General features: G+C 56.3%; 18 protein-coding genes. 10 read left to right on the top strand and 8 right to left on the bottom strand.

What is annotated here, in order from left to right; genetic code table 11:
- Positions 1-10 precede the first annotated feature (10 nt).
- The 3 genes from ACCW71_RS02795 to ycgZ all read left to right on the top strand — a co-directional run bounded on the left by ACCW71_RS02795 (position 11) and on the right by ycgZ (position 1393).
- Positions 11-241 carry a YgdI/YgdR family lipoprotein gene (locus tag ACCW71_RS02795; protein ID WP_003848985.1) on the top strand — a complete coding sequence of 77 codons (231 nt, stop codon included), beginning with the start codon at positions 11-13 and terminating at the stop codon, positions 239-241.
- A gap of 421 nt (positions 242-662) precedes the next feature.
- Complete coding sequence (locus ACCW71_RS02790; protein WP_436369480.1) at positions 663-935, top strand: hypothetical protein; 273 nt, start codon at positions 663-665, stop codon at positions 933-935.
- Positions 936-1153: 218 nt separating this feature from the next.
- Positions 1154-1393 (top strand): regulatory protein YcgZ, encoded by a 240-nt coding sequence (gene ycgZ / locus ACCW71_RS02785; RefSeq protein WP_436369479.1) that lies wholly within the window; start codon positions 1154-1156, stop codon positions 1391-1393.
- Positions 1394-1431: 38 nt separating this feature from the next.
- On the opposite strand, the gene ACCW71_RS02780 is transcribed toward ycgZ, so the two are convergent.
- The 4 genes from ACCW71_RS02780 to umuD all read right to left on the bottom strand — a co-directional run bounded on the left by ACCW71_RS02780 (position 1432) and on the right by umuD (position 4571).
- Positions 1432-1665: a hypothetical protein gene (locus ACCW71_RS02780; protein ID WP_436369478.1), complete on the bottom strand. Its 234-nt coding sequence runs from the start codon at positions 1663-1665 to the stop codon at positions 1432-1434.
- A 112-nt stretch (positions 1666-1777) separates the two neighbouring features.
- The gene (locus tag ACCW71_RS02775; protein WP_436369477.1) at positions 1778-2392 is read right to left on the bottom strand and encodes a TetR/AcrR family transcriptional regulator; all 615 of its coding nucleotides are present in this window, start codon (positions 2390-2392) and stop codon (positions 1778-1780) included.
- Positions 2393-2880: 488 nt separating this feature from the next.
- Complete coding sequence (gene umuC / locus ACCW71_RS02770) at positions 2881-4149, bottom strand: translesion error-prone DNA polymerase V subunit UmuC (RefSeq protein ID WP_436369476.1); 1269 nt, start codon at positions 4147-4149, stop codon at positions 2881-2883.
- Positions 4150-4151: 2 nt separating this feature from the next.
- Positions 4152-4571: a translesion error-prone DNA polymerase V autoproteolytic subunit gene (umuD, locus tag ACCW71_RS02765; RefSeq protein WP_436369475.1), complete on the bottom strand. Its 420-nt coding sequence runs from the start codon at positions 4569-4571 to the stop codon at positions 4152-4154.
- Positions 4572-4873: 302 nt separating this feature from the next.
- Between umuD and ACCW71_RS02760 the strand changes: the two genes are divergently transcribed.
- Positions 4874-5161 (top strand): hypothetical protein, encoded by a 288-nt coding sequence (locus ACCW71_RS02760; RefSeq protein ID WP_436369474.1) that lies wholly within the window; start codon positions 4874-4876, stop codon positions 5159-5161.
- 89 nt (positions 5162-5250) lie between these two features.
- Here ACCW71_RS02760 and ACCW71_RS02755 read toward each other — a convergent pair whose 3' ends face one another.
- Positions 5251-5475, bottom strand: a complete 225-nt coding sequence (locus ACCW71_RS02755; protein ID WP_436369473.1) for a hypothetical protein — start codon at positions 5473-5475, stop codon at positions 5251-5253.
- Positions 5476-6040: 565 nt separating this feature from the next.
- On the opposite strand from ACCW71_RS02755, the gene ACCW71_RS02750 reads away from it, so the two are divergent.
- The 3 genes from ACCW71_RS02750 to ACCW71_RS02740 all read left to right on the top strand — a co-directional run bounded on the left by ACCW71_RS02750 (position 6041) and on the right by ACCW71_RS02740 (position 8374).
- Positions 6041-6298 carry a biofilm development regulator YmgB/AriR family protein gene (locus ACCW71_RS02750; RefSeq protein ID WP_436369472.1) on the top strand — a complete coding sequence of 86 codons (258 nt, stop codon included), beginning with the start codon at positions 6041-6043 and terminating at the stop codon, positions 6296-6298.
- A gap of 288 nt (positions 6299-6586) precedes the next feature.
- Positions 6587-7435 carry a manganese catalase family protein gene (locus ACCW71_RS02745; protein WP_436369471.1) on the top strand — a complete coding sequence of 283 codons (849 nt, stop codon included), beginning with the start codon at positions 6587-6589 and terminating at the stop codon, positions 7433-7435.
- Between the two features lie 75 nt (positions 7436-7510).
- The gene (locus ACCW71_RS02740; RefSeq protein WP_436369470.1) at positions 7511-8374 is read left to right on the top strand and encodes a glucose 1-dehydrogenase; all 864 of its coding nucleotides are present in this window, start codon (positions 7511-7513) and stop codon (positions 8372-8374) included.
- Here ACCW71_RS02740 and ACCW71_RS02735 read toward each other — a convergent pair.
- Positions 8371-9375, bottom strand: a complete 1005-nt coding sequence (locus ACCW71_RS02735) for a UV damage endonuclease UvsE (RefSeq protein ID WP_436369469.1) — start codon at positions 9373-9375, stop codon at positions 8371-8373. The two genes, ACCW71_RS02740 and ACCW71_RS02735, sit on opposite strands and share 4 nt — an antisense overlap.
- 93 nt (positions 9376-9468) lie before the next feature.
- Between ACCW71_RS02735 and ACCW71_RS02730 the strand changes: the two genes are divergently transcribed.
- Positions 9469-9834 carry an MmcQ/YjbR family DNA-binding protein gene (locus ACCW71_RS02730; protein WP_436369467.1) on the top strand — a complete coding sequence of 122 codons (366 nt, stop codon included), beginning with the start codon at positions 9469-9471 and terminating at the stop codon, positions 9832-9834.
- A 78-nt stretch (positions 9835-9912) separates the two neighbouring features.
- On the opposite strand, the gene zinT is transcribed toward ACCW71_RS02730, so the two are convergent.
- Complete coding sequence (gene zinT, locus ACCW71_RS02725) at positions 9913-10563, bottom strand: metal-binding protein ZinT (protein ID WP_436369466.1); 651 nt, start codon at positions 10561-10563, stop codon at positions 9913-9915.
- Positions 10564-10946: 383 nt separating this feature from the next.
- Between zinT and katE the strand changes: the two genes are divergently transcribed.
- On the top strand, positions 10947-13211 hold the full coding sequence (katE, locus tag ACCW71_RS02720) for a catalase HPII (protein WP_436369465.1): 2265 nt from the start codon (positions 10947-10949) through the stop codon (positions 13209-13211).
- A 132-nt stretch (positions 13212-13343) separates the two neighbouring features.
- On the opposite strand, the gene ACCW71_RS02715 is transcribed toward katE, so the two are convergent.
- Positions 13344-15002, bottom strand: a complete 1659-nt coding sequence (locus ACCW71_RS02715) for a methyl-accepting chemotaxis protein (RefSeq protein ID WP_436369464.1) — start codon at positions 15000-15002, stop codon at positions 13344-13346.
- Between the two features lie 234 nt (positions 15003-15236).
- Between ACCW71_RS02715 and ACCW71_RS02710 the strand changes: the two genes are divergently transcribed.
- Positions 15237-16493, top strand: a complete 1257-nt coding sequence (locus ACCW71_RS02710) for a mechanosensitive ion channel family protein (protein ID WP_436369462.1) — start codon at positions 15237-15239, stop codon at positions 16491-16493.
- The last annotated feature ends 33 nt before the right edge of the window (positions 16494-16526 follow it).

The following is a 16526-nucleotide window of genomic DNA, read 5'->3' as shown; positions in this document are numbered from 1 at the left end:
GGTGAATAAAATGAAAAAAGCGCTGATTTTACCGCTCGCCGCATTGATTGGTATGACCGTATTAACCGGCTGCACCCGTACCAGTTATGCGATTCAGACTAACGATGGACGCACCATTATTAGTGATGGCAAACCTTCAGAATCGGATGCCGGCCTGCTGGCGTATACCGATGCCAATGGCGTTAAGCAGCAGATTAACAAAGCTGACGTTAAAGCGGTCTCTGAAGTTCCGCACAAATAAATTTCCGCCTGCCCCGCAGGAGAGTGAATATTTTAATAAAGCCGCCTCAGGGCGGCTTTATTTTTGCCGCTGCTCAGCCGTTTAAAAGAGTTTACCCCCCGGATTAATTTTTCCGCCGGTGCCGCGATTCTGGCCCCGCTCTGGCTGAGACCATCGCGACCGAATAAAAAACCTGACTTCCTTACCGCAATTTCAGGCAAGCCTGTTATTTTTAACCCACCCCACCGATTAAAGATCCTCTGTAAAAAAAATCAGCGCTGGCTTTATCCTGTGATATGAACCGCTTATTTCTTCGCTCAAAAGTTCAGTTTATTTTTTGATGATTTTGATAGGAACTGCCTGTGGATTTTAACTTTTGCTATAGAGAAGCTTTAACTAAACTCTTTATATCGTTATTCAGCAATGCACTCAGGAGGCAGCAATGGTTTATCACGACAAAACTATCGGCCATAAGATTCTTGGTGAAGCAGCGATTAATCTGGCGTTTGCAGAGCAGGAGATTACCCTTGTCTCCCTGATTCGTCAGTTGGGGATCATGGCTGAGAATGAGAGTAACGATGATCGCGTGGCGCAGATTGCCGATGCCCGCCACTGGCTCAAAGGCTTTATTGAATCTTCAACCCGCGAACGCGCCGAACTGAACTGGCTGGTAGTGACCGGACAAGCCCCGGTAACGCTGAAAGATTACCGCTGATTTTCTGGCGAGTCGCTCTGCCACGGGCACCGATTCGGGTGCCCGTTTGTTCTCTTTTATCCTGCCATACTCTGCGCCAGCGACTGGTTTTTTATGCATCCCGTGCTGAAAACAGCGCTTCCCACCGGTCACGCTGAAAATATCTATACAGACTTTGATTCTTTGTATAGATTTACCGCCAGACGATCGTTTTTTCCTCACTGACCAGGAACCCAGCTATGTACCCGAACCAGAGACTGCCGCAGACGGCAGACGATATTGCCCGTTATTTTAACGCGGCGAGCCTGCCCTCACAGCAGGAGACTTTGGGACAGGTCATAATGGAAATTCTGCACGCCGGTCATAACATCAATCGTAAAGCGATCTGCACCAAACTGCTGCGTCGCCTTGAAACCGCCTCTACCGAAGAAGAAGAGCGCCATTATCGCGTGCTGATCAGCCTGCTGTTTGGCCGTTAATCCTGACGCCTGTCCGCTTTTACTGCCCGTGCAGTTGGTCAGTGAAGTTTACGCGCCAGCAGGCGCATGGCTTTCTGACAGGTAAGCCGGATCTGATGGTCGGGTGAGCGTACCCGTAAATGGTGCAGTGCATTGATAATCTCATGAACCTCAAGCGCGGCATCGGGCTTAATCAGGCGTGAAACGACTTTGCCAATTAACGCACGCATCTCATCATCAATGTTCAGCTCATCATCTGTCACTTCTTCTCCCTGACGGGCTACCGCACCCATCCTTTGTGGCCTGCTCCCTCTTTTCAGCCGGACGCTGACTCGCTTAATGCAGCGCTGACGAACAGGGTTGTGATTCCGGCATTAGGAAGCGATCACCTCCTAATTCATTAAATTAATCCAGCACCTTCAGCGCCAGAGCCAGCGTCTGCTGCTCGTCTGCAATATCGCCCACTTTGCCGACCACCCGCATGCCAAAGGCGATGCAGAGGATCACGCCAGCAGCCGCTTCGCTATCAAGCGTGGCGGTAATGGAGCCATCCTGCTGCCCCTGCTCCAGCAGTGACACCAGAAAACGCTGGTTGCGCTGTACCACCTCATCAATACGCTGCGCCAGCGCCTTATCCAGCGTCTGCAAGGCAATCGCGCTGGCGACCACCAGACAGCCGCGTCGTCCCTCCACCGCCCGTGCTGAATCCAGGTAGAACTGCAACAGTTCGGTGACTTTTTCCCGTCCGCTGGTGCAGGGCAGCAGTCTGCGACGTAAATCAGCATTACGCAGCAGCAGATAGCGTTCAAACACCAGCAGAAACAGCGAGTGTTTATCTTTAAACGCCTTATAGATGCTGCCCGCCGAAAGGCTCATCGCCTCACTCAGATCGGTCATTGACGTTGCGTGATAGCCCTTTTGCCGGAAAACGATCATGGCGTGATCCAGAGCCTGTTCAATATCGAACTCCCGGGGGCGTCCCCGCTCTCTGTTTTTATGCGCTGTGGCTATTGTGATCATCGTTACCGGCCAGGGGGGAGCAGGCTCCCGTTAAAATCAACAGGGGATTCTATCTCAGCGACAGGTAATAAGTACAGGCGATGCCGCTCCGCGCGCCGGGCTAGCTAAGGGAGTGGTTAGCCTGGCTAAGGCGTGATTGTGGATGAATGGGTGCACGCCTGGTGATTCCTCTATGCTGATTCTGCCAGGAAATATTTCCGCATAGGTAACGTCAGGTTTCCTCTACAGGCCACACCTGTGTGGATAGCGCGTGACAGTGCGGTTTTATCCCAGCCCGGCGCTTTGACCGAAATCGCAAATAAGTTAGTGGAAAGATTTGAAACAAGCCTGGTTTCGGTAAGGCAGTAGAGACCTTACAGAGACACTCACATCACCGACTTTCGGTTCTGTATTGCCTGTTTTTCCAGGGTCATTGACCTGAAGCGGAGCCCGATAAGCCGTTGTGCCCTGCTCTGCCGACCGTATCAGTCTGTCACGTTCAGACGCCGTCAAAACAGTCGGGCAACAGGAATATCGCTCAGGCGCGTCGTATACGCAGGTGACAGCATGTCGCGCTTCATCGCCCATTCTTTGTTGATCCCCTGCCCGGCAAACCAGAGCTTTCCCCTGCCGCTCTGGTTAAGGGTGTCAACCAGCTGCATCAGCACTTCGCTGCCGCGCCGCGGCTGATACGCATCAAACAGATCGAGCTGGGCTACGCCGTGACTGAAAAAGTCCCCCAGCACGATACCCGCCTTCATATAGCGATGTCCCTCCATCCAGATATTATCGAGACACGCCACGGCGACACGGATTATATCGCGGGTATCGTGAGTCGGGATCAGCAACTGGCCGGTGGATTGATTGCCATAAAAGATTTCGCCCGCCGCATGGGGGCTGGTACGCACAAACACCCCGACCTGGCGGCAATATTGCTTCTCCCGCCGCAGCTTTTCGGCGGCGCGTTCCGCATAGGCGCAAATCGCCTCCCGCATCTGACCGTAGTCGGAGATGCGGCTGCCAAATGAACGTGAACAGATGATTTGCTGTTTCACCGGCGTCAGCAGCGCCAGCTCCAGGCAGGATTCGCCACGCAGCTCTCTGACGGTGCGCTCCAGCACCACGCTGAACTGCTTACGAATGGTATCAGGACGCTGATCGGCCAGATCTTTCGCCGTCATAATCCCCATGGCGTTAAGCCGCTGGCTGAGACGCCGACCCACACCCCAGACTTCAGCCACTTCAATCAGCCCCAGCAGCTTTTTTTGTCGCACCGGATCTGACAGGTCAACCACCCCACCGGTTTTACGCCATTTTTTCGCCGCAAAATTAGCGAGCTTGGCCAGCGTTTTGGTCTGCGCAATACCGACCCCTACCGTCAGGTGAGCCTCTTTGTGCACCCGCGCTTTGACCTGCTGACCAAAGCTCTCCAGCGCCATACAGTTTTCGACGCCGGTCAGATCCAGAAAGGCTTCGTCGATGGAGTAGATCTCCACCGACGGCGCCATCTCTTCCAGAATCGTCATCACCCGGTGGCTCATATCGGCGTAAAGCGCATAGTTCGAGCTGAAGACCTGCACGGCATGGCGTGTCAGTTCCTCGCGCATTTTAAAATAGGGCGCGCCCATTTTAATGCCGATCGCTTTCGCCTCGGCGCTGCGCGCAATCACACAACCGTCGTTGTTCGACAGCACCACCACCGGCTTGCCTTTCAGATCGGGCCGGAAAACCGTTTCGCATGAAGCGTAAAAGCTGTTGACGTCAACCAGCGCGAACATAGTCAGTGGGTCGATTTAATTACAAAGGTCACTACGCCAAACACCTCCAGCGCATCTTCGGTCTGGATAGCGATCGGCTTGAATTTGGTGTTCATCGGCATCAGTTGCAGGCAGGGGTGAAGCTGAAGGCGCTTAACGGTGAACTCTCCTTCGACGGCGGCGACCACAATATCGCCATGCGCGGCGGTCAGGGAGCTGTCAACCACCAGCATGTCACCGTCATTTATCCCCGCCTCAATCATCGACTCGCCGCTGACCCGGACAAAATAGGTGGCGCTCGGACGCTGTACCATCAGCGCATTCAGATCGATGCGCTGCTCAACATAATCCTGAGCTGGCGAGGGAAATCCGCACGGCACACGTTCGATATAGAGGGGTAACGGCATAGCGGCGCGAAGGTCCGCTGGTTTAATGAATTCCATCTTTTCACTCCTTCTGGTTATTACTGTATATAAACACAGTAATATTGAATTACCCGTTTAATCAAGCGCAACGGAAAAGGTTTAAGCGAAGGGGTTGATGGCTATGTACTTTTTTTTCAGCGCTTTTTTGCCGCTGGCGTCATATTCAGCAGAAAGCGGTTATTTGTGCCGCAGCCACAGATTATTATCACCGGCGCGACAGAGTAACGGTCCTTATCGATCGGCCAGCTGATTGTTTTTACTTAAGGAAAATCTGACAACGGCTGTCGCGCCTCTGACAGGGTTTGAATATTGAACGCCGCATGGCTATTCTGCGATTTTTAATCATGGAGGTGACGATGACAGAGAACGATCGAATCAAACAGCTTGAAGCGGCCGTGCAGCAATTAACCGTCGAGACCACGGTATTAAAAGCGATACTCGGTCAGCAAATTGCGCTGAATAATCTCAACTACAAAGGGAAATTTGACGATGTGCTGGCGGCGCTGGCGAAAGAATATGCGGAACGCGGTCTGGAAGAGGGAAATAACCGGGCGATCCATGACGCCCTGCGTGAGTACATTAAATATGAACCGCCGGCAGCAGAATAACCAGGCCTCCGGCAGCGCCATGCTGCCGGGCTTTACCGGCGCGCTGCCACAGAAAGCCCCGCCCCGCCTTTCCAGCTGGCGGCCGCTCGTTACACCTCGCTGTCACTCTCCAGCGCATCCTGAATGGCGTCAGCCAGATTGGCGATTTCATTGGCGACCGCCTGTAAATCCCAGGCCGCTTTTGAGCCGGTGGCCCCGGTCGATGCGCTGACCGACTCTTTTGCCACGGCAAGCGCCGCAGCGACCGCCACTGAGCGTTTATGTTGTTCTGGCGTAATACCCGCAGGCGGAAGCGCGAAATAGTCGTTAACCATGATCCTTTCCTTGTAATGAATAAACGTGATGAGTAACTGCGATGAGTAAGGCGTCAACCTTAGTCTTCTGCACCGGGTGTGGGAAGTGAATTATGCCGTACGCCCGCTCAGACGGATAAGATTGCAGCAGACCGGTTAACGGAGGGGATTCTTTTACACCAAAACCTGTACAGCTTTTTATAACCGGCACCTGAAAAACGCTTTTTTACTCGCCAGATCGCTTTCAGAAAAACCGCACTGACGCGGTAAGGAAAACGCTGCGCAATCCGACAATAAAGTTAACTATCTGTATTTAATAATATAAACATCAATACCTCACCGCCCGCCTGTAAACATGCATCTGAGATACACCACCGACCAGACACATTTTGTCAAATTTCATTGTACAAGTTTCAATTTCTTGTATAACTTTGTCTCGTGATGTTAAATCACTTGTAACGAAAGGTGCTTTGCACCGCATCTGAAGGTGTTGTGGATTTCCACCTTCAGATGCATTTTTTTTGCGTCAACCGCTGACCGGACCTGAACCGACGCACTCTTCCCCCTATTTCTTATGAGGCCTGACATGCAAACAACATTGACTACAGAGTCTCAGATTTCTGAACATTTCATGAACTCTGGCAAAGCGCTTACCACTGAAAAAGCGGTCATTGCCGCGGTTCATGCCGAACTCGCCCATGCCAAAGCGCACGTCTCTGATAAGGACGTTGTGCTGGGCCTGATTCATCGCCTCGAAAGCGAGCGTGATGTGATTAAACAGGATATTTACCGACAGGCGCTGGAACATGTTTTGCAGAGCGCGTCGGCCAACAGTAACAGCTAAAAACCTGTGTCTGTCTGTAACGGAACGTAAATTCGCACGGATGCTTTTCCTTCCCGGAATCGGCCCCTTCAACGGGGCTTTTTTATTGGCCCGGCGTAACGCCATCAGCCCGCGGTTTAACGGTCCGCACGCCTCAGTTGCCGGACCAGATATATCTCTGCTATTCGCCTTTTTTACCGCTTAATCCCCCTTAAATTCAATTTAATCTCTCTCGTTCCGCTTTCATTCTGGGGTATCTGTGTCCAGGCTTTTCTGCATCAGGTGCAAACACAGACGAGGAAAATAACCATGTTTCATCATTCATCAAAAATGCAGTTCCCGGTTCGTGTAGAGAAGCCCGATCCCGAGTTTGCCATGCTGTTACAGCAAGCCATCGGCGGCGTCGAAGGTGAGATTCGCGTGGCGATGCAATACTTCTTCCAGGCCATGGGCGCGCGTGGCGATGCGCGGATTCGGGATCTGCTGATCTCCACCGCAACCGAAGAGCTGAGCCATATCGAAATGCTGGGCCACGCCGTGGCGCTGAACCTGGAAGGGGCACCGCTCTCTTACCAGGAGGCCTCGGCGAAAGATCCGGTGGTCAATGCGATTCTGGGCGGTATGAATCCGCGCCACATCCTCTCCTCCGGTCTGGCGGCGATGCCGGTGAACGCCAACGGCATGCCTTTCGATATGAGTCACATCTACGCTTCTGGCAACGTGGCGGCTGACATGCTGGCTAACGTTACCGCTGAAGCCACCGGTCGCGTTCTGGCTACCCGCCTCTACAACATGACCGAAGATAAAGGGATGAAGGATTTCCTGTCGTTCCTGATCGCCCGTGACACCATGCACCAGCAGCAGTGGCTGGCGGTGATCGAAGAGATGGGTGGCCTGAACGCTTCCCTGCCGATCCCGAACAGCTTCCCGCAGGAGCATGAGGCGCAGGAGCACTCCTATTACTGCCTGAACACCTCGCTGGATAAACCGCTACCGGAAGGTCGCTGGAGCAACGGCCCGGCTTACGACGGCCACGGCCAGTTCAGTGCGAAACAGCAGCCGGAGATGCTGGGTCAGGAGCCGGTGCTGGGTAACGCCCGTCCCGGTTCAGGCGCGCAGTCAGAGCAGATTGATGGCGTGACACCGCCGAAGCCTTGATTCATCCCGCACTACACCCCCGGTCAGGACCGCGCTTTGTGGCCCTGACCGGCCTGTTTTTAAGGAGGAATATTGATGTCATCCACTCAGCGTCCACAGCCCCCGTTCCCGGAGCAGCAGCAGAACTGGCCCGGCAGCACCACCGCGATGCAGCCTCAGCCCGATCACGGCGAAGAGAGTTACCAGGGGTCAGGCCGGCTGGCGGGTAAGAAAGCCATTATTACCGGCGGCGACTCCGGCATTGGCCGCGCGGTTGCCATCGCCTTTGCCCGTGAGGGTGCCGATGTACTGATCTCTTATCTTGATGAGCATGAAGATGCCCAGGATACCGCCCGGCTGGTGGAGGCGGCAGGTCAGAAGGCGCTGCTGGTTCCCGGCGACATCACCGACGCCGCCCACTGTGCTGCGATTGTTGAGCAAGCGGCAGAAGTGTTTGGTGAGATCCATATCGTGGTCAACAACGCGGCCTATCAGATGACGCGGGAATCGCTGGATGAGATCAGCGACGACGAGTTTGACCGGACGATGAAAACCAATATTTATGCGATGTTCCATATTACCAAAGCGGCCGTGCGGCATATGCCAGCAGGCGGCTCGATCATTAACACCGCGTCGATCAATGCTGACCAGCCGAAGCCGAAGCTGCTCGCCTACTCCGCCACCAAAGCCGCGATTATCAACTTCTCCGGCGGCCTGGCGGCCCTGCTGGCGGAGAAAGGCATCCGTGCCAACGCGGTCGCGCCCGGTCCCATCTGGACGCCGCTGATCCCCTCAACCATGCCGGTTGAGCAGGTGAAGAATTTTGGCAGTGAAGTGCCGATGCAGCGCGCCGGTCAGCCAGCCGAGCTGGCCGCAACCTATGTGATGCTGGCCAGCGATGAGGCCAGCTACATTTCGGGTGCCACCGTAGCCGTAACCGGTGGCGTGGCGATTATCTAACCCGCCGAACCCCCTGCGGTTTCCGCCGGGGGTTCGAGAATCGACCGCTGTGCAATCGCCCACTGATAGAGCTGCTCCCGCGCCAGATTCTTCATTTTCACCTCGCACATGATGTCGAAATCCTGAAACGACAAGGCCCAGTCATTCAGCGTCGGGTTGAAGAAGTAGTCGGAGTGCGTCCGCAGTTTGCTTTTACTCACGCCCAGCTGCTGCTGATCGGGCCAGCCCTGCTGCGGAATCATACCCTCCTGCGAAATCGAATAGTGCAGCACCGGCCGGACCCCACGCCATGAGTCGATCACCCTGGCGACGCGCGGGTCATCCGCCTGAATAAATTCCGCCTCTTTTACCCAGTGATGGTGAATATCCAGCACCACCGGACAGAGCGGCGCGGCCTGCAAGACATCATCCAGCGAACAGGAGATCTCATCATTCTCTACCGTCAGCATCAGACGTGCTGCCGGGCTGAGCCGCTGAAAAGATCGGCTGAAGCCGTCAAACCCCGCTTTGCCGTTCATATGGATATTGATTTTAAAATCCTGGAAGGTTTTGCCATAGCCCATCAGCACGGCGCAGAGCGTGTGATACTCCACATCCTCCAGCGCGCGGTTCACCACATCGGGGTTGTCCGAGGCCAGCACGGTATATTGCCCCGGATGGAAAGAGAGCCGGATATGCTGCGCCCGCGCCAGCTCACCACAGCGGGCGAACAGCGGATAGAGTTCCGGCAGAAATGCCGCAAACAGCGGCGCGGCCTCCGGCACCGTATAGAGCGGCAGCAGATCGCTGCCGATGCGCATCATGCGCAGTGGCTCCGGTAAGGTGGCCAGATGCTCAAGCGTCAGATAGAGATGATTGAGATTGGTGACGCTGATCTCATGGAGCAGCTGATAAGCTTCATCGTGCGATAAGCTCAGGAATCGTTTACGGGTGGTGGCGCGAAACGGGAAAAACTGTTTTCCTTCCCGGTTGAGATACTTACATGCAAAGCCTAATTTCATGTCTGCTCCTGATTTATGCTTATCAGAAGTGTAACAGGCCTCCGGCGACCAGCCAGTCGCGGGGCACAGCGCATCACCACAGGGAGAATCACTATGCAGGGTCACGCGATCCAGCGCATCGCTATCGAAGCGGCTGAACGGCAGCCCGCCGCAGAATGCAGCTATCCGTTCGGGCCGGCACATCAGGTTTATAAAGTGTGTGGAAAAGTGTTTTTACTGCTGACCGAACTGCGAGGCGTGCCGATTATCACCCTGAAATGCGACCCGCAGCAGGCGGAACTGCATCGGGTGATCTACCCCTCGATCACCGCCGGTTATCATATGAATAAACGCCACTGGATCAGCGTCTACCCTGGCGACGCGCTGACCCCAGGGCTGATTCAGCAACTGGTTGAGGAGGCTTACCGGCTGGTGGTGCGCGGCATCCCCGCCTCACGTCGCCCGGTCTGGGTCGGCTGAAACGAGCGGATGCCGCCGTCGGGATGACGCCGGTAATCAGCCGCCAGCAGCCTCCCTGCCATTAACCGGCTCGCGCACTCAGTGGTGCAGCATCTCCTCCACCACCTGCGGGTTGCTCAGCTGATAGGGATAATAGGTCGGCCAGTTATCCATCTCTGCCAGCAGCGCCGCCTGCGACTCATTACCCATAAAGATATGGAAATGGGCCGACTTGCGCGGTGCGATGGTGTGGTCGCTGAACTGCACATATTTCGGCGCTTTGCTGTCCGCCTCCTGACACTCAAACAGGTAACGCACCCCTTTTTTGCCTGAGCTATAGGTCAGGATTTTGTGGCCCGCGTAGCGATAATGACAGGCGCTGACCTGATCCCCGACGTGGAACTCCATTACCCCCTTTTCGATGCCGATGGTATTGACGTTGGTGGCGTAGCCTTTGCGGTAATAGGCTTTATATTGCGCGGCCGTTTTACGGTTATCCTGCTGCGCTTTCTTCTGCCAGACCGGGTCCAGCTCGCCACTTTGCAGCAGCGGATAGACCGACTGCCACAGCCCGTCCCAGTCGGAGAGCGGACGATCCTTCACCGCACTGTCGGCGAACACCCCTTCCGCCGCCTGCTGCTCCAGCGCCGACAGCGGCTTGCCGTGTGAATGACCGCCGTGCGCCGCAGCCTGATGGCTGATTAACAGTGCGCTGAGTAACGCTATCCCTTTACCTGCATGATGTGCCAAAGCCTGATCCTCGCTGAAGATGAAAAATGAAATGTTATAATATAACATTTCGCACAGCAAGCCAGCGTGCGCCACACAGGATTAATTTTATTAATCCATTTAGCGCATGCTGCCGCCCGTTACCGGCTCCGCCAGCGGCGGCGCTTATCGGGCGGTCAGAGAGGTCAGCTTCATGGCTGACGCGGGTTGACGGACGGCTAAGCCAGACGGCACAAGGGATGAATAAACGCAGCGGCAGAGGGCGTTCAGCGATAAGCGGGCGAGCAATCCGCGCCAGAACGGCACGCTAATCGACGTTAAATGGCCGCTGTAACCCCAGCATTGTTCAGGTTGTTCTATATTTAGTGTCGTCGAAAGTAAAATAACAGCTGGAGCATGGATTAATGTCGAAAGAAACAGAGAAGAAACCCCTGAGCGAGCGCGCCCCGACCACCGGCCCGGAATCGTCAGAACCCGGTTTAGGCTCCCTGGCACCAAAAGATGGTTCGCATCAGCCGCCAGCCGAACCGACCCCGCCCGGCAAGCAGCCTACCGCGCCCGGCAGCCTGAAAGCCCCGCAGACCCATAACGCCAAACTCGACCAGCTTGAAACCAGCCGTAAAAACGGCACCCATCAGGCGCTGACCACCAATCAGGGCACCCGCATCGCCAACGACCAGAACTCACTGACCGCCGGTTCGCGCGGTCCGACGCTGCTGGAAGACTTCATCATGCGTGAGAAAATCACGCACTTTGACCACGAGCGCATCCCCGAGCGTATCGTTCACGCCCGTGGCTCAGCGGCGCACGGCCATTTCCAGCCCTACCGCTCTCTGAAAGATCTGACCAAAGCGCAGTTCCTCAGCGACCCGGAGCAGACCACACCGGTTTTCGTGCGCTTCTCCACGGTCCAGGGCGGCGCAGGCTCCGCCGATACCGTGCGCGACATCCGTGGCTTTGCCGCCAAGTTCTACACCGAAGAGGGAGTGTTTGATCTGGTCGGCAACAACACCCCGGTGTTCTTTATTCAGGATGCGCATAAATTCCCTGACTTCGTCCATGCCGTTAAGCCGGAGCCGCACAACGAAATCCCGCAGGGCCAGAGCGCCCACGACACCTTCTGGGATTATGTCTCTCTGCAACCGGAAACCATGCACAACGTCATCTGGGCGATGTCCGACCGCGGTATTCCGCGCAGCTATCGCACTATGGAAGGCTTTGGTATCCACACCTTCCGCCTGATCAATGCCGAAGGCAAAGCGACCTTTGTCCGCTTCCACTGGAAGCCGGTGGCTGGTAAAGCCTCGCTGCTGTGGGATGAGTCGCAGAAACTGACCGGTCGCGATCCCGATTTCCACCGCCGCGACCTGTGGGAAGCGATTGAAGCGGGCGACTACCCGGAATATGAGCTGGGCCTGCAACTGATCCCGGAAGAGGATGAGTTCAAATTCGACTTCGATATTCTGGATGCCACCAAGCTGATCCCGGAAGCGCTGGTGCCGGTGGAGATCGTCGGCAAGATGGTGCTTAACCGTAACCCGGATAACTTCTTTGCGGAGACCGAGCAGGTGGCGTTCCATCCGGGTCACATCGTGCCGGGCCTCGACTTCTCTAACGATCCGCTGTTGCAGGGCCGTCTGTTCTCCTATACCGACACCCAGATCAGTCGCCTCGGCGGACCGAACTTCCATGAAATCCCAATCAACCGTCCAACCTGCCCTTACCATAACTTCCAGCGTCAGGGGATGCATCGTCAGGACATTGACACCAACCCGGCCAACTACGAGCCGAACTCGATCAACGACAACTGGCCGCGTGAAACGCCGCCGGCTGCCAAAGGTGGCGGCTTTGAAAGCTATCAGGAGCGGATTGAAGGTCACAAAGTGCGCGAGCGCAGCCCTTCATTCGGTGAGTATTACGCCCAGCCGCGCCTGTTCTGGCTGAGCCAGACCGAGGTTGAGCAGCAGCACATCATCGGCGCTTACTCGTTTGAACTGAGTAAAGTGGGCCGCGCCTATATCCGTGAGCGGGTGGTGGATCACCTGGCGCGCATCGATACTAAACTGGCGCAGGGCGTGGCGGATAACCTCGGTATCGCCCTGACCGATGAGCAGCTGAACATTCAGCCACCGGCGGCGGTCAACGGCCTGACCAAAGATGAGAGCCTGAGCCTCTACGCCATCCCGGATGGTGAGATCAAAGGACGTCAGGTGGCGTTACTGGTCAGCGATGGTGTGAAGGCGGCGGATGTGCTGTCGATTTTGCAGGAGCTGAAAGCTGTCGGGGTGCACACCAAACTGCTGGCCCCGCACATGGGCCAGGTGCGTGCCGATGATGGTTCGGTGCTGCCGATTGACGCGACCTTCGCCGGCCTGCCGTCACTGACCTTTGACGCCGCTATCGTGCCGGATGGCAATATCGACGCCCTGCTGCTGAGCGGTGACGCCCGTTACTTCCTGCTGGAAGCCTACAAGCACCTGAAGGTGATTGGTCTGGTAGGTGAAGCGCGTCGCTTTAAGGCGCAGTTCGGCCTTGAGGATGCGGATCAGGAAGAAGGCATTGTGCAGGGCGATCAGGCGGAGAGCGCGCTGATGTCTGAGTTTACGCAGGCGATGAAGGCGCACCGCGTCTGGTCACGCAGCCAGAAGGCGCAGTCCGTCCCGGCCTGATGCTGACGGCGTGATGCCGCGTAACCGTAGCAAAAACCGCCCATCGGGCGGTTTTTTTTTGGCTGCGGGCCAGCGCCCGAACCGGCTCAGGCGAGCCGGTTCAGGCGAGCCGGTTCGGCGATTGCCGTGGACTCAGAATGTCTGCCAGTTTTCATCGTCCGTAATACGGGCAGGCTGAACCTTTGGCGCAGCGAGCGGCTTCGCCACCGGCGCGGCGGAGAAGGCCGCGTGCAGGCTGCCGGTTTTAAAGACCGATACCGTTTTACGCAGGTAGCTCGCCTGCTCCTCCAGCGAGGCGGCGGCGCTGGCCGACTCCTCCACCAGCGCGGCGTTTTGCTGCGTCACCCCATCCATCTCTGAAACCGCAATGCAGACCTGCTCAATGCCGCGGGTCTGTTCGGTTGAGGAGGCGGCGATCTCTTCGATCAGCTGTGTTACCCGGCTCACCGACTTCACGATGCTCTCCATGGCGATCCCCGCCTGAGAAGCGTGTCCGGCACCGGTACGGATGCGCTCGGCGGAGCGATCGATCAGGCCGCGGATCTCCTGCGCGGCGCTGGCGCTGCGTCCGGCCAGCGAGCGCACTTCCCCCGCCACCACCGCGAAGCCACGCCCCTGTTCACCGGCTCGCGCCGCCTCGACCGCGGCGTTAAGCGCCAGAATATTGGTCTGGAAGGCGATGCTGTCGATAATGGCGATAATCCCGGCGATCTGGCTGGAGCTTTCGCTGATCTGATCCATATTGGCGATAACCCGGGCGACGGTCTCGCCGCCCTGGGTGGCGGTGGCTGACGCCTCCTGCGAGACAGCCGTCGCCTGCTGGGCGTTTTCGGCGTTGAGTTTCACCGTTGAGGTCAGCTGCTCCATGCTGGCGGCGGTCTGTTCTAGCGCGGCGGCCTGCTGTTCGGTACGGGAGGAGAGATCGGTGCTGCCAGCGGAGATCTCCGCCGCGCCGGTAAAGATAGAGCGGGTCGCCTCATCGACCGAGGTGATTGTCACCACCAGCGCGTCGCGCATCTGCTGCAACTCCTGAATCAGCAGTCCCATTTCATTACGGCCTTCGGGCGGGATCGCGGTGGTGAGATCGCCGGCTGAAATCGCGCGCATATAGCCGGTCAGTCTGCCCAACGGACCAATCAGCAGTTTTTGCAGCCCCAGCCAGACCGCCACCCCGATCACCACGGTAATCAGGCTGATGGTGAGCAGCGCCCAGAGGGCGTCCGCCAGGCTGCGCTGATTGTGTTCAGAGGTATCTTTCATCAGCTGGATATTCACCGCCCGCCAGGCCTCATAGGCGCTGTCGAGCCGATCCTGCGCCTCCTGCGCCTCAAGGTTGCCGTAGCTGGCGTAGTTGCCCTGCTTCAGAAAGGTGATCGACGCCAGCATGGTGTCACGCATCTGCTGATAGGCCGCCTGAACCTGGGACGCCTGAGCCTCACTCTGCCCCGCTTTGCGCGGCAGCGCCTGCCAGGCTTTGAATTCGCTATCTGCCGCCGCCGCTGACTCGCCAGCTTTCTCCAGCAGCGCCGCGATAGCCGCCAGTGATTTCGGGTCCTGCTGATTCTTGAGGAAACGGATCGCCACGCGGTTAATGGTGACGCGGGTTTTAATCAGGGTTTTGACCGCATCACTCAGATGCTGTTGCTGAAGCGTCAGCTGTTCGGCTGAGACAAAGTTTCTATCGGCTTTTAACACGCCGTTGTAGAACAGGGAGCCGGTCAGCGTCAGCAGCGCGACGAAGACCAGCAGTACCGCCACGATACCGTGGGTAATTTTAAGATTTTTAAGCATTTCAGCAGGCTCATATCAGAGGAGATACCCCTGTTATCGGCCAGCGTGGCGTTTATCTGAGCGCTGTAACCCACAACGAGACGCCGCGCACACGCTTTTCGCGCATTCCGCCCTTTTTGTCAGCGACAGACCCGGAAAAGGCTGAAAGAGAGGGTCTGAACGCATTCGCCGCTCAACATGCGGCCCGGCTCTGTGGTTGAATTCGCCCTTACATTTTTTTCGCACGTGGTTAACATGCATTACATTCAGAGTGTGACGAGTTTTATCGAGGGAAACAGGGTGTTATCGATCGGCTTCAGCCTGCTGATTCTGATCGTCGCCGGGATGGTCACCCACCTGATCTGCAAATTTTTTATCGTTAAAGTGATCAGGAAGGTCTTTTTCAGCAGCCACAAACAGGGCGTGCCGCTGGATAAAGATATTCGGCTCTCGCAGAAACTCTCTAACTTTGTCCCGGTGCTGGTGGTCTACAACTTTCTGCAATTTATGCCGGGCCTGCCCGACAATCTGAAAGTGGCGATTCAGACCATCTGCGGCATTCTGTTCTTTGTCTACCTGTCGATTTTTTTCAACGAAGTGCTGGAGATCGTTAACAGCTCCTACTCGCGGAAATCGAAACGTAAAAATCACTCGATCAAGGGCTATATCCAGATTGGCAAAATCCTGGTGCATATCATCGCCGCGATCATGATTTTAGCCATTATGTCCAACAAGTCACCGGCGATCATTATCTCCTCGCTGGGCGCGGTCGCCGCCGTGCTGATGCTGATCTTCCAGCATACGCTGCTGTCGCTGGTGGCCAATATTCAGCTCTCCTCCAACGATGTGCTGCAACTGGGTGACTGGATTGAGATGCCGGATAACAATATCAGCGGCGAGGTGATCGACATTGCGCTGCATACCATCACCATCCGCAACTGGGACAACACCATTTCGCGCATCCCGACCAAGAACTTCCTGACCGAGACCTACACCAACTGGCAGGCGATGTTCTCCTCTGGCGCGCGCCGCATCATGCGCAGCTTCCATCTGGACCAGAAGTCGATCACCTTTGTCAGTCAGGAGATGTTGCAGTCGATGAGCCAGATTCGTCTCGCCAGCGACGCCATCACTGAACTGCTGGACGGGCGCGATATTACCGCCGTCGGCGATCGCTGGTTTATGGAGAACGGCATCACCAACCTGATGGTGTTCCGCAAATTTCTCACCGCCTGGCTGGCGCAGCGCGAAGATATTAAAAAAGAGATGTATATCGTGGTGCGGCCGCTGAAGCCGTCGCCTGACGGCCTGCCGGTGGAGATCTACTGCTTCACCTCCTCCATTCTCTGGGTCGACTATGAAAACACCCAGGCGGCGATTTTTGAATTTATCTTTGCGATGGCGCGCTTCTTTGAGCTGAGGATCTATCAGCATCCCGCCGGCTCCGATTTTGCGCGACTCGCTCAGCCCCTTTCCGCGGGCCGCGACAGGGAGCAGAACAGCCCCCTGTAGCCCGACAGACGCGGCGGCGCAGCGCGGCCGCGT

This window comes from Pantoea sp. C2G6 (genome assembly GCF_051336815.1).
Classification (GTDB): Bacteria; Pseudomonadota; Gammaproteobacteria; order Enterobacterales; family Enterobacteriaceae; genus Pantoea.
Note: the sequence above shows the minus strand (reverse complement) of the source record. Positions and strands in the feature narration are given on the sequence as shown.